Source organism: Paenibacillus sp. J31R98, from assembly GCF_056269245.1.
In genome coordinates this window covers 142327-156460 of sequence record NZ_JBWDNO010000011.1, presented here as the reverse complement: position 1 = coordinate 156460, position 14134 = coordinate 142327, and the positions used below count along the sequence as shown (strand labels likewise).

Below are 14134 nucleotides of genomic sequence, written 5' to 3'. Positions count from 1 at the left end.
CCCCGTTTCTAGACCGAGCCAACAGCTGTCCTTACGACAACTTCGACATCGCCCGGCAGTTCCGAACGGATGCCACCTTGCGGAAGTCGCTCGACGGTAACGATCAGCTTGCGATCCTCCGGCGTATACGAGAATGATAGAGTGCCGAAATACGTCGGCATATCAGAGACGGAGAACGGCTCGCTCATCCATGATTCCGGAACGCCTGAGCCGATCACGAGCGTGTCCTCTTCCTCTCTTGCCAGACAGTCGCGGAGCAGCAAGAATAGCTCCGAGGCCGTCCAGCCATGCGGCGTAATATAGCGGATTTCGTCCCAGCCCCGCGAACGCTGCCATTGCAGGGAAGAATTCTCGTCATCGCAGCCTTCGTGGTACGTGTATAGCCCTGGCGCCGTATGGAGCGTCAGGAAATGCTCGATCGACAGCCAGGCGCGATCGCGATGGCCCATAAGCAGGAAGTTGTGCGCTTGGCCAGCCTCAAAGTACGTCCAATGCGGCTCCGGATTATATTGGCCGTTCAGGAACCGCTCTTCGTTCCAGAAGCGCTCCATCCCTTCAACGATGCGTGCGTCATCCTTGTCTCCCCAGCCAGTCGGCCAGAAGACAGAATTCGGATCACGCGGGTTGTCGCCGAAGATTTGCTCGGCTTTCTGGCGGATTGCCTGCTTCAGTTCCTCAGCTTCTTCCGCGAACCAGGTGCCTTCAATGCCAAGCGCTTCCGCGCACATAGCCGCGCGTTTCAATGCCAGATAGGCATAACCGTTAATCCATAGTATAGGCTGGTGGTGGTCCATCCGCCCCATAATGAGACCGTCCTTGCTCGCCATGCACAGAATATCACTCTCTGCGCGCAGCAGCATTTCAGACGTACGGAATTCGTTATGCCGCTTGACCGGAACGGTCGTATGTCGCATTTCCCGCAGCAATTCCGCTTTGCGAACGATATGCGGGTACATGTCCTGCAGATACGATTTCGAACGCGTCAGCAAGTAATGCTCGGAGATCATCCAGATTCCGTTCGCCGGTCCGTCACCCTCCGCGCCGAAGCCGCCGAAGGCATCTCTGTGCGCCACGGCCCGCAGCGCGCGCTCGGCAAACTCGCCATAGCCGCCTTTGTCCAGCGCAACGACGACATAAGCTCCGTCCCTCAGCCACCATAACGGATAGGAGACCGGCGTAATACGCGGCTCCGCATCGACGGTGAACATATAGAGATGCGTCAGCTGGGCAAGCATAGCTTCCTGGAACCGACGGTCGGGAAGCTGCAGCTTAATCCGGCTTCCCGCCTGCCATTCTGCCGCGAACTCGTCCGCGATTCGGCTGACATCCGGGCAAGCTTCGGGTAAATTGACCATGCGATTTACCAGCCAGTTGTCGCCATGCACCTGGCAGACGAACGACAGCGAGCGCTTCTGTCCAGGCTCCAGATTCAGCTCGTAAGCGAGCGCCCCGCTTGCCCACGTTGAAGAATCTTCGACCTCGGCATGCTCGGGGAACTGCCCTTTCGCAAGAAACTCATAAATATCTTTACCCGTGTCCGCATAGCTGACCGCGCCGAATCGGGAAGGCTGCTCATCTGCAACCATGACCCGCGCGCCGTTCAGCTTGAGGCTGTTTCCGTCCATCGCCAGGCGCGAGATCGCTCCGCCTGCCGCGCCGAAGGAGCGAATCGACAAGTAGAAGGTGCCGGATACCGCCGCGCTGCCTTCGTTGCCGAGTTCGACAGTGAAATACGCTCTGATGTCGTTCGTATCGGGATTGCCGTCCGTAAACAGACGGGATTCGACCGAGAAGCCGCCAGCCTGCCAGCTGGAACGAAGGACTGGAACATGACCTTCAAGAAACGACCACGACAGTTGCTCGATCGGCAGCTCTTCCGGCGCATGAAGCTTCCCGTCCGTGTACAGCCAGGTCGACACACCATACGTGCGGTGGCCCGGAGAAAATGAGTTGCCCGGCTCGACGGCGATTTTATAGCCTTCGTGCGAGGTAGGAACGCCGAGCAGCACATGCGTGTCGCTGCGGTTCCAGAGCCAATCCGGATGCTTCTTCTTCATCTCGGCCATTTTCAAATGCTCCACCATGCTGTAGACATTATAAATCGGTTTCTCTGACATATCGGTTCTCCTCCTAGTTGCTCCCTGATTTATATAACTTCCAATTCGTCTTTGTCCGGCAGCTTCGGAAACGGCGCATGCGGCTCTGCCTGATACCAATAAGAGACGGAGGCGATATCGTCCTTCAGCGGCAAATACCGGAAGCCGCTACGCCAGCCCAGCGCCTGTATCGTCACTTTCAAGTCTTCTTCGAAGCGAATTGGATCCAGAATATGCCATCTGTACATGCCGAAACGCTGGTTCACCTTCGCAAATCCGTTGGACTTGGATACCTGATGGAAGCCCAAGTAAGGAGACGTATACGGCAGATAGCCCTCGCCTTCAACCTGCTCGAACGCCCATGCGCCGCCTACATAATCCTCAGTTCCTGTTCCGCAGATCGTTGGAAACTCGTCGTCGCCGTCCATGAAAAATTTAATTTCGCCTTCTCCCCACCAGCCGTCATTGTTCGACTGCCAGGCCATATAGGTGCCCACGTAATGTCCCTGGCCCTTCACGCCGTCGAGAAGGGTATGCACTTCCTTGTACCCGACCGGATTGCTCCGGCGCCACTGCGCGTGGAAGTAAGCCATATCTTCCGGAATGTCCGTAAGCGTATAGTCGATTTGATAGAAAAATTGCGGGATGTCCTCACCGAGATTCTCGATCGTAATGCGGGCCGACTTGCGGAAAGGCATTTGCCAATAGCTGTTCATGCCGCCGCCCGTCATAACAGAGATCGGAATGGAGTTGACGATGCTGCGCTGGCACCATCCGTTGCAGTAAAAGTCGCCGAGCGGCACTTCCACGGATGGAGACTCCTCGCCGTCCCAGTACATGCGCAGAATCAAGCTTCTCCACTTCTCCGGCGCACACGTCATCCACATGTGCTGGATCATGCCGGAATCGTTAATGTTCGCAAGCTCGAACGTTTCGCCTTTCTTAAGCGGAACGCACGGCGAGACTTTCCAGCCTTGACCGAGATCGCGCGCGCAGTAGGCGCTGGCTCCGTCGACAGACATACCGCCTTTCCCTTTCTCGCCCGTAAAGTTCTCGGCGCTGATCGATCGGGTTTTTGCCTTGGACAGTCGGGCAAGATTGCCCATGTTCATGTTCGTTCCGTTAAAGCTCATCGTGATCTCCTCCATGAATGAATAATTAAAATGATGGCATGCCTCTTCATTCAGCTGTTAATTCGCACTGCCGGATTCCAGCACCCGCACTTGCTCCGAACTGAGGAGAAAATCCGCAGCTCCGCAACTGTCCAACAGATACTCCGGCTTCGAGACGCCGATGATCGGAAACGCAGGAAACGAATGCGAGGTCAAATAAGCAAGCGCAATTCGCGTCGGCGTCGTATTCAGCTCTTCCGCCAGCCTGTTCGTGCGGTCGAGACGATCGAAGCTGGCCTCATTGGCGTACATCGCCGTGACGATTGCCGACCGGCCGCCCTTCTCCGGTGCTTGACCCCGAACATAGCGCCCGCTGAAGAAGCCGTTGGCCTGCGATGAGAACGGTACGGCCGCCATATTAGAAGCCGCTTGATAAGCAGCCGTCTCATCATCCATCGCCACGACCGTCGAGCCTTCGAGTACGCCTGGATTGAGCACGGCCAGATTCCAAAGGGGCTGGTTAGCAGCAAAACCAAGCTGCCCGCTGCGCGAAGCATACGCATTCGCGGCGCGGATGCGAGCCACCGTCCAGTTGGAGCAGCCGAAGGCGCGAATCGTCCCTTTGCGGACCTGCTCATTGAGCACGTCGATAATGCCCTCTACTCCAACGTTCGGATCGTCGCGATGCAGCCAATAAAGATCAATATAGTCCGTTTGCAGGTTGGAGAGGCTGTCGTTCAGATCATGCAGAATATCGTCGCGGCTAAGACGCGATTGATCCATTGTCGCCAGATCGGGATGCGCGCCCTTCGTCGCCAGCACGATACTGTCCCGGCAGCCCCGTTCCTTCAGCCAGGCACCGACCGTTTTCTCGCTAAGGCTTTTGCCAAGACCTGCCCAATCGTCGTAAATGTTGGCCGAATCGAGAAAATTCCCACCTTGCTCCCTATATAAGTCCATTAATCGAAAAGCGTCTTCTCTTGCGATTTCCGATCCGTACCCCGATGTCCCGAGACAAATGACGGACGGCTGCAGATTCGTATTCGCGATCCGGTTCGTGCGCATGGCATTCCCTCCTTTATTGGGTTACTTTCTCGCGGTATTCTTGAGGCGTCAGCGTCGTGCTTTTCTTGAAAAAGCGGGAGAAGTAACCCGAGTCGAAGCCGATCCGAACCGCAACCTCGCCCACCTTCAGGCTGGTCTCCCCGAGCAGTTGTTTGGCCAGCGCCAGCTTCGCGTCGGTGATGTAATCGGACAATCCGATACCGGTAAGCTGCTTATACAAGCGGCACAGATAGCTGGAGTTCAGCTCCGCTTCGTCGGCGAGCCGCACGAGCGACAAATCGCCGTCGATATGGGCGTGGATATACCGATGAAGCTTCTCGACGACTTCGTTACTTTTCTCGGAGTTGTCTTCCGCGAGAAACTCGGAGAGCGCATCGGCCATTCGCCGCAAATAACGGCCGGCCTCCTGCAAGGAGGAATGGGCATCGAGCGCGAACAGCCGGTTCATCGGCAGCCGCTCAGCGATTCGAGCGTACGCATTCCAGCGATTTATTTGGGACAAAATCATCGTTGCCGCCGAATAATAAATTTCTTGCAGCTCCTCGTACTGCAGTCCAGGCGCCTCGGCGAACAAGCTGTCGAACGGAGCGCTTTGACCGCTCTCCAGCAGCGTACGGAGCTGGTTGAGCCTAACCCGCCGTTGATGGGCAGTCGTCTCCTTGCGCGAATCGGCTGCTTCACCCTCGTCCACCGCATTCTCGTTAATCTCGTAGAGGAGCATTTCGTCGCCCTCTCCAAGTCCGCGGATGAGCAGTCGGGACAGATGGGCGTATTTCGCGGACAGCTCTTCCCATGCGAATGGCTGTACGGTAGAGCTGAGCGACAACGGCACATGTAGCAGCGTTTTGCACCGGTCCTGAATGAAATCGAGCGATTCCTGGACGAATCGGACCCATGAAGCGCTCTCCGGACGACCTTCGCCATCCGGCTGCAGCAGCCACATGAACCGCGAACGGTCGATTACTGCCGTTGCCATCACAGCCGAATGGCTCAGCACTTCAACGGCAATATTTTGCACCGCGTACAACAGCAGCTCTTTATCAACCGAAGTATAACTGTCTCCCCATCGGTCGACCCGGCCAACCACGAGCATGACGGGCTGGGATGCAGACAGCTTCAACTCAAGCTCTCCAAACCGTCTTGCGCGGATCGCTTCGCTCGCCACCTCACCCTCGGCCATGGCATTCAATAAATCCCGCTGCAGGACAGGGAGCGCCTTACGCATCTGTTCCTTCGCTTGGTCAATGAAGCCGTTGATCGACCGCTCGCTGGTCAGCTCACGGACCGCTTTCTCCACCGTGCGGATGATGTCTTCCTCGTCGTCGGTCTTGAGCAAATAGCCTGCGCTGCCGTTCTGGATAGCAGCCTGCACGTAACCGAATTCATTGTGTCCCGACAGGAAGATGACCTTGCAGGACGGCCATTGCTCGCGAATCCGCTCTAGCAGCTCGAGTCCCGACATCCCTGGCATGCGGATGTCCGACAAGACGATGTCGATTCTCGTCTTCCCGAGCCAGTCCAGCGCTTCCGCCGCAGAATTCGCCGTGTACAGGTCAAGCTTGAGCTGCTGGGCTTCCTCGAACAGCTCGCGCAAGCTGTTCACGATGTACGGCTCGTCATCTACGATAAGCATCCGATGCAGCATCATTGAATCTTCTCCTTTACGGGAATATAGAGGCTAATCTTCAAACCTCCGAGCTTGCCGTCTATTGATGCTTTGACGCCGCTCTCCGGTCCGTATTTCAGCCGCAGCCGCTTATGCACGTTAATAATTCCCGTACTCTCGATATGGGGAGGCGGATCGGTCAGCTTGCGGTTCAAGTTCCACAGGTCCTCGTCGCTCATGCCTTTCCCGTTGTCCGCAATCTCGATGACAAGCTGATCGGCGGCATGCAAGAACCGCACGCATAGCTGACCGCCGTTGCCTACATCCTCGAGTCCGTATTTATACGAATTCTCGATAATCGGCTGCAGCGTCAGCCGCGGCACGAACACGCTTGCCATGTTATCCGGCAGCTCATCTACTTCCGCGATGATACGATCCTCGAAGCGGATTTTTTGAATCTCGAGATACGCCCTCGCGAACTCCAATTCCTCTCTGAGCGGAACATCGTCTGATGCGTTCCTGGTAATGAATTTGAAGTAATTACCGAGATGCTTCGTAAAGGGCTTCAGCTTTGGATAATCCTCAAGCTTCACCATTTGATTCAGAATAAAGAAGCTGTTATACAGAAAATGCGGATTGATCTGCGCTTGCAGTTGCTTCAGCTCCGCCTTCTGCGAATGAATTTTCTCCACGTACACTTCTTCGATCAATATTTTCAATTGACTCAGCATCGAATTGAACTGCGCGTACAAATACTCGAATTCATCGTTGCTGTTCAACGTCAATTTCACGTCCAGATTGCCCTTCTCCACTTTACGGAATGATCGGACAAGCTGTTTGAGCGGGCGGTGAATCATTCTGTAGATCCAGTAAGAGAAGACCACCACGATCAGCACCGACGACAGGGACAGCACCCAGAACCACGTATTGTACTTCTGAATCGGACCGAGCGCGTTTTTCTCGGGCGTATACATGAGCAGCGTCATGTCCACTGCAGACGAATGCTCAAGCGTCAAAATATAGCGCTTATTGTCATAAGTAAACGCATTCATTCCCTGCTTGCCCTCGTCGATGCTGGACTTTGCGATCGATTTGATCGCCTCCGCGCGCTCCGCGTTGCCATCCGTCGTTATCGCCCATTCCAAGTCGCTTCCGAACAGGATCGCCTGTTCTTCGTTGAACGTGATAAATTGCGTCAGCTCCTGTTTAATCGCCTGCTTCGACAGCTCGAGATAAAGAAAGAAGCTGAGTGCGCTGAGATCTCGCGTATCCGGATACTGCTGGCAAATAAACATTTCGTTCGCGAGCGGGACAAGTGTCAGATGAAGCAGCGACGCATTAAACAACGGTCGAAGCTGCTCCTGACTAGCTGTAATATAGATATTGTTTGAATTGATCACTTTGCCGAGGCTTGGTACATACGCATTGACGCTGTCGATGTAATTGCTGGAGTTTTTCACAAGCACCAGCCGCTTCTGCAGTCGAATCATCGCCATGGTCCGCTCCAGATCGGACATAACCGGGCTCGCAACGCTCAGCTTCTGCAGGTCATCGTCATTGATGAATTCCCGCTGCAGCCGCTGGATCCGGTCAAGCTCAACGACAAGCGACTGAATATAGAAATGGACTCGGGACTGCATGGAGTCGGAGATTTCACTACGCACGCTCGCTTCGCTCTGCTGGTTCAAATACATGCTGATTCCGTATAACGGGGCAATCACGAGCAGCAGAACGATGACGAGCTTGTAAAAGATAGCGATTTTCGGCATTTTCAGGCGTAGCATTTCATCGACTTCCCTTCGGAATTAATCATCATGTATACGCCATACATGCAGAAAAGTCGTATCGCTTTACTCTTTTACGCTTCCAAGCACGATGCCTTTGACGAAAAAGCGCTGCAGGAATGGATAGAGGATCAGGATCGGAAGCGCACCCATGAAGATTTGCGCCGCTTTACTTGTTCGCTCTGACACCTGCGCCAACGAGTCCAAATCTTTGGCCGACTGGATGGCAAGATCAGTCTTGATGATTACGGTCTGCAAGTAGCTTTGCAGTGGGTAATGCTCGGGCTTGTTCATGTAAATGAGCCCGTCGAACCACGAATTCCAATGGCCAACGATCGTAAACAGCGAGATTGTCGCCAAAGCCGGCATAGAGAGTGGCACGAACAGCCGCCACAGCACCGTCCACTGCTTGGCGCCGTCGACGAACGCAGCCTCCTCCAGCTCCCTAGGCAAACCTCGGAAGAAGTTAAGGAGCAGGATTACGTTGAATACCGGAACCGCGCCGGGAATAATCAAAGCCCAGATCGTATCGATGAGATGGGTCTGGTTGACGATCATATAGGTCGGAATCAAACCGCCGCTGAACAGGATCGTCAGGACGAAGAACCATGCGTACACGGTCCTGTATTTGAATACCCGCACTTCCTTGGATAGCGGATAGGCGAGCAGAATCGTCAGAAACATGTTGACCAGCAGGCCGAGCGCTACTCGCTCGAGCGTGATCCAGAACGCGTGCATGAATTCAGGTTTGCCTAGCACGTACGAATAGGATTGCCATGTGAAATGAACAGGCCACAGCACGACATCGCCCGCCGATGCGGCCGTCTTGTCGCTGAACGATATCGCCAGCACATGAATGAGCGGCAGGATGCAAAGCACGGAGAGTGCGATCAGAAAAATCTGATTCAGTACATTGAACGTCTTTTGTCCGGTAGTCATATGAAAGTCCAAGCGGCATGCTCCCCTCTAGAAGATGCGGTAGTTAGCGAAACGATAAGCTAGCAAATAGGAAACCGAGATGAAGACAAAGGAAACGACTGACTTGAAGAGCCCTACCGCGGCAGCCGGACCAAATTGCGCATCCACTAATCCAAGCCGATATACCATCGTGTCGATGATGTCTCCGCTGTCATACACTTGCGGCGAGTAAAGGTTGAAGATTTGGTCGAAACCTGCGTTGAGCACGTTACCGAGACTTAGCGTCAGCAGCAGGACGATAATCGGCGTAATGCCGGGCAGCGTAACATGCAGCGTTTGGCGCCACCGGCTTGCGCCGTCTACGATCGCGGCCTCATAGAGCACCGGATTGATCGAGGTCAGGGCTGCCAAATAAACGATCGTCGCGAAACCAAATTCCTTCCACATGTCACTGATGACGATCGTAAACGGAAACCAATGATTGTCGCCAAGGAAGAAGATCGGTTTGATGCCGAAGATACCGAGAAAATGGTTTACGATACCCGATGACGGAGACAGCACGTCAATCAGAATGCCGCCCAGAATGATCCAGGACAGGAAATGCGGAAGATAGATCAACGTTTGAATCGTCCGCTTGACGGCGTTTTTGCGCACCTCGTTCAGAAGAAGCGCGACCAGAATCGGAAACACGAGTCCCGCTACGATTTTCATCATGGCAATGTATATCGTGTTCCACAGTACCGTGAAGGTATCTGGCATATCCAGCACGTAGCGGAAATTTTCCAAGCCGATCCAATCGGAGCCGGCGAAGCCTTTGGCCGGAATATACTGCTGAAACGACATGATGATGCCGAACATCGGACCGTAGCTGTAGATGAGCACCAGGACGACGCCCGGCAGAAGCATGAGGTGGAACGGCAGCTGGCTGACTCGAGTTTTATTCATTGTTCGTCCTCCAAATTCGGTTGGTTCGGTTAGAGAAAGAAGAAGAACGGTTGTCGAACCTCCATCGTTCTCCTTCTTTTCCCGAACCGCATCGGCGTTATTTACCTTGCTGTGCCGACCATTCGTTTACTTCCTGCGTAATTTGGTCGCCGCCAAGTTTCTTCCAGTCCTCGACGAACTTATCGAATTCTTCGATCGGCGCGCCAAGAATGATTTTGGTGAAAGTTTCGAGTTGCATTTTGTCCAGCGTCGACTTTTTCGATGCCATCGTCTTCGTCGGAGCTCCGTAGAACTTCGTGAATTTCAAGTTCTGATCTTTATTCTGGTAGACGCCTTCGATCGTGCTGTAGGCGCTCTCGGGTCCGAAGACGCGCATCGTTCCCCATGCCGTGCGGTCGCCACCGTTATAAGCAACGATTTTGTCGTAGTAGTCCTTCTGCTCCGGATTCAGTCCAGCCGGATCTTTCGCTGACAGTGCCGCCGTTACTTTCTTGTAGTGGCCGAAGTTTCCGCCAATCGGGTTGGAGCCGCCGACTCTGACGACGTTTTCTTTGAAATAATCGTACTGCTTGTCTCCGATTTTGTCGGAATGGAACACTTTCGGATCGGCCGTGCCGCCGTAGAGCTTGTCGTTGGCAAAGTTCATCAACTTGATGAGCGCCTCCGGGTTTTTCATGTTTTTGTTCACGACCATGAACTCGTTAAAGCTGAGATCGGCCGAATATTGCACCGGTTTATCAGTTGCCGACACCGCAGGAGATACGCTCCAGTCCGCGTTCGGGTTCTTCGTGACCGTATCTTGCAGCGGCCACAGCGGATTCCATAGTGCGCCATAGTCGACCCCTATCTTATTATTGGCAAAATCTTCGCCGACCTTGCCGCTGTCTTTCACCCCGAATTCAGGGTCGATCCAGCCTTTCTTGTACATTTCCTGTAGCTTCAGAAGCGCAGTTCTCGTCTCCGGCTGGATGCCGCCGTAGACGATTTTGCCATCCGCGCCTGCCATCCAGATATTCGGGTGCGAGCCGAAGGCATTGAACACGCCGGTCGATTCCGCCACGCCGTTCTTGTACAAATCCTTCGTGAGCGATAGGCCGAACGTATCCTTCTTGCCATCGCCGTCCGGATCCTGATTGACGAACGCATCCATCACTTTCTCCAGATCCGCCCACGTCTTCGGCGTCGTCAGGTTCAGCTTCTTCATCCAATCAGAACGAAGATATAGCAGGTTGATCCCGCCCTCGTATCCACTTTCATCCGGCGGAATCGCCATCAGCTTGCCATCGAACGTAGCCGCCGCTTTCGCCAGCGGACCGGACTCGATGGAGTTTTTCGTCAGATCGGAGGCGTATTTTTGATAAACGTCGGTCAAATCCGCCAGCATGCCCGCATCGACAAGCTGCTTCAGTTGGGAGCCGTTGACCTTGAATATATCCGGCAAATCGTTGGAAGCGATTGCAATATTCAGTTTCGCGTCATATTGATCGCTCGGTACGATCCAGCTGTGCTTGACCGTAATGCCAAGCTCGTTTTGATAAGCTTTTGTCCAGTTATTATTGTCAAAATCTTCGCCTTGCTTGAATGCGATCGAAGCGTCTTGATCCCGTACGGTTGTCACCGTTATCGGCGGATCGTATTTCGCGTTGATATCGACCGGTGCTGAATCTGCATTGCCTTTGTTCGCCGCAGCCGCGTTGCCATTCGCGTCTCCGCTGCCGGCATCATTCGACTTTGAGCAAGCCGTAACGACAGTAAGAACGATAATCAGTGAGAGCATAGCGAGCTTATTCGAGTGTTTCAATGCTTGTTGCCTCCCTATGTTATTTTTATCTTGCTGCCTCATCATAACGGAGAACGACCAGTCAAGAAATATGAAAGTATTGACTCGTCATGACATCTGTTTACTTTTGTAAACACTAGATCAGCAATGTAAATATTGTCCTTATAAAGTCCGGTCGCGAAGATGACTTGAATGGCTCCGCCTGGCCTTCACGTTAAAATTAAAGTGCCGAAAAGTCCTGTGGACTTATCGACACTCTGAAAGGAGTTAAGCAGATGTAGTTGTTTATCTCCTTTATTATTTCTTTTAAAGCTAGCAAAAATGCTAAGTGAGCCTATTTAATTGCTGCAGCTGCCGGTTCTACCAAGCTTCCGTATGTGCGCAGCAATTGTCGAAGAGTTTCGGTCGCCTCTGCCGACGGGAAATATTCTAATCCGATATAACCGGTGAATCCGATTTCCTTGATGGCGCTAAGCACGTTCTCATAATTGATTTCACCGGTCCCGATTTCGTGGCGGCCGGGATGGTCGGCGATATGGAAATAATCGATGACGTCCATATGCGCACGTATATTGGGAATCAGATTGCCTTCCGTAATCTGCTGATGATAGACGTCGTAGAGCACTTTGACATTCGGGCTGTTCACTTCCCCGATCAGGGCAGCCGCTTCCTCAGTCGTTTGCAAATAATAACCAGGGTGGTTGACCCGCGTATTGAGCGGCTCCACGACGAGCGTCACGCCGGCCTCCTCTAGCAGAGGCGCAGCCAGCTTCAAACCCGCCACCAAGGAAGCGGCCTGTACGGAGCGGCTAACGCCGGCAAGCTCGTCGCCGGTCTGGCTGATCAGATAGCGGCATCCAAGACGCCGCGCCGCCGCGATGCTCTCCTTCAGCCCCTCGATATATTCCGCTCTTCGCTCAGCGTCGACGAGCGATACGAATCGGGTACAGACGGATGCGACCGTGATGCCGCATTCCTTCGTGACCCGCTCGACCAGCTCCAGATCCTCGCTCCACCATTGCCAGAACTCGATCGCCGGAAACCCGAGCTCCGCTGATTTTCTAATTTTCTCCTCCGTGGACATGCTGCTATTGCCAAACACCGCACCTAAAGATACAGAAAATTTCATAACTGCTCCTGCCTCCTCGTTTATGTGAACAGAATCGTTTTATGCTCCAGCGTCGTTTCTTTGTTGCTCTGGCGAATTGGCACGAACACCGGCGATAGAACGACGGAACCAGTGGCATCCGTGTACACGCCTTCCTCAGCATAGGTCAACGAGCCAAACTCCGATTCATTGCCATTCGACTCCTCTTGATTCCACTTGCTCCGCAGCAGCAGCGCTCCATGACGCATCGTAACGGCATTCGGAAATCCTGGTGAATGCGCAGGAACGCGCGTCAGTCCGAGTTCGAATTGCAGCTCCAAGCGCATGCCTGTAACTAGCTCGACCTGGATCTCCAGATAACCGTTCTCGCTCACGGCATCCAATCGTACACCGTTCATGCTGACGGCCGACGTTCCCGGAACCGTATGCTGCGGAACGTAGAAACGGAGCGTTGCGGTGCAGGACGACGAGGCGCTCAGCACCTCAAACCCTGCATGCCCCCGATACGGATACGAAGTTGTCTGGCGAATGACCGCTTCTCCGTCATCCCATGCAAGGCTAGCAATTCCGTTATGATAGAACGGCACCGATACCCGGCTTCCGTCCACCCAGTAGCCGTATTCCGCCGCGCGCGCGAGTCCCTCGCCGCCCCTCATCGTGCAACACCAATACGCTTCATATACATTGTCCAGCGCATACAGCTCGCGCTCAGTCGCGCCCGCACAGTTATCACAGCCGAAGCCGCCGTTCGGCCGCTGGCCGTGACTCATGGCGTTGAAATAAATCATGTGGGCTGTCTCCAGGTAGTGAGGCTTCGAAGTGGCTCGCCACAGCTCGACTGAAGCGACGAACGAATCGACGACCGCGCAAGGCTCTGTCCACCAAGGCCGGTTGAACCAATTGTAGTTAGCGCCGTTCTCCGTCATCCCCTTCTGGACGTACAGCTCGAATACTCGCTCAGCCTCAGCTAGCAGACCGGCATCGCCGCTCATACCGTAATAGCGGAGTATTCCACGCAGCGCCGACAGCGTCGCATGAGTCTGCGCGCTGATTCCCAACAGATCGATCGATAGAAATTTCCGTATCATCTCCTCGATCGTTGCTTTCAGCTCCGGCCAGCCTAGCAACTCGTAAGCATGAGTGGCGCCGTCAAGCATAATAAACGCGCAGCCAATATCCGTTGACAAGTACCAGTTCCGAACCGGCTTTTCCCCCAGCGACCCTGCGGCCTCCCCGTCGATCGCACGTTCCTGAGGATCGGTCGGGTAAGACGCGAAATGCGCTTTGGCAGGAAGAATCAATCCCTTGACGACGCGTTCGATTTGATGGAGAACGTCAGGCTCCCGCTTCCACACGTACAGCTCAGCAAGCGCACGCAAATACCAGCTGTTGCCCGAAAGCTGTTGTTCGTCCGTCATCCCGTCAGGCAATATGCGGCCAAAATAGCCGCGTTCATTCACCGCCTCCGGCAGCTTGGCCATAATCGCTGCCGTGTGCAGCGGCTCCGTACCCGTGGCGCGGGCAGTCAACGCTTGGGCAAGCAGCGTTCTGCCTTCATTATCGCCTGGCCAATCATAGGTCGCCGGCTTGAATACCTCGTCCGGCCCGTACAGCGAGTCGGCTAGACGCGAAGCGCTGGCCGTCAGACGGTCTCGCAGATCGCCTTCAAGCGAAATGCGCTCCAGTGGTATGGCTTTCATCGAATATTCCTCCATTCAAA

Annotated in this window: 10 protein-coding genes; all 10 read right to left on the bottom strand. The window is 54.2% G+C overall.

Going from position 1 to position 14134, the window contains the following annotated elements; all coding sequences use genetic code 11:
* Nucleotides 1-8 precede the first annotated feature (8 nt).
* The 10 genes from AC0YNX_RS28750 to AC0YNX_RS28705 all read right to left on the bottom strand — a co-directional run bounded on the left by AC0YNX_RS28750 (nt 9) and on the right by AC0YNX_RS28705 (nt 14114).
* Complete coding sequence (locus AC0YNX_RS28750; RefSeq protein WP_475819141.1) at nt 9-2117, bottom strand: glucosidase family protein; 2109 nt, start codon at nt 2115-2117, stop codon at nt 9-11.
* 29 nt (nt 2118-2146) lie between these two features.
* Nucleotides 2147-3229: a glycoside hydrolase family 172 protein gene (locus tag AC0YNX_RS28745; protein ID WP_475819140.1), complete on the bottom strand. Its 1083-nt coding sequence runs from the start codon at nt 3227-3229 to the stop codon at nt 2147-2149.
* 57 nt (nt 3230-3286) lie between these two features.
* Entirely contained in the window at nt 3287-4273 is a 987-nt protein-coding gene (locus tag AC0YNX_RS28740; RefSeq protein ID WP_475819139.1) for an aldo/keto reductase, read from the bottom strand.
* Between the two features lie 13 nt (nt 4274-4286).
* Nucleotides 4287-5921, bottom strand: coding sequence for a response regulator (locus AC0YNX_RS28735; protein WP_475819138.1), 1635 nt, complete (start codon nt 5919-5921; stop codon nt 4287-4289).
* Complete coding sequence (locus AC0YNX_RS28730; protein ID WP_475819137.1) at nt 5918-7648, bottom strand: sensor histidine kinase; 1731 nt, start codon at nt 7646-7648, stop codon at nt 5918-5920. Before AC0YNX_RS28730 ends, AC0YNX_RS28735 begins: the two co-directional genes overlap by 4 nt.
* An 81-nt stretch (nt 7649-7729) precedes the next feature.
* A complete protein-coding gene (locus AC0YNX_RS28725; protein ID WP_475819136.1) occupies nt 7730-8602 on the bottom strand; it encodes a carbohydrate ABC transporter permease in 873 nt (290 codons plus the stop codon).
* Between the two features lie 27 nt (nt 8603-8629).
* Entirely contained in the window at nt 8630-9526 is an 897-nt protein-coding gene (locus AC0YNX_RS28720; RefSeq protein WP_475819135.1) for an ABC transporter permease, read from the bottom strand.
* 97 nt (nt 9527-9623) lie between these two features.
* Nucleotides 9624-11327: an extracellular solute-binding protein gene (locus AC0YNX_RS28715; RefSeq protein ID WP_475819134.1), complete on the bottom strand. Its 1704-nt coding sequence runs from the start codon at nt 11325-11327 to the stop codon at nt 9624-9626.
* A 313-nt stretch (nt 11328-11640) separates the two neighbouring features.
* Nucleotides 11641-12435, bottom strand: coding sequence for a hydroxypyruvate isomerase family protein (locus AC0YNX_RS28710; protein WP_475819133.1), 795 nt, complete (start codon nt 12433-12435; stop codon nt 11641-11643).
* A gap of 20 nt (nt 12436-12455) precedes the next feature.
* Nucleotides 12456-14114 carry a glycoside hydrolase family protein gene (locus tag AC0YNX_RS28705; RefSeq protein ID WP_475819132.1) on the bottom strand — a complete coding sequence of 553 codons (1659 nt, stop codon included), beginning with the start codon at nt 14112-14114 and terminating at the stop codon, nt 12456-12458.
* Between the last annotated feature and the right edge of the window lie 20 nt (nt 14115-14134).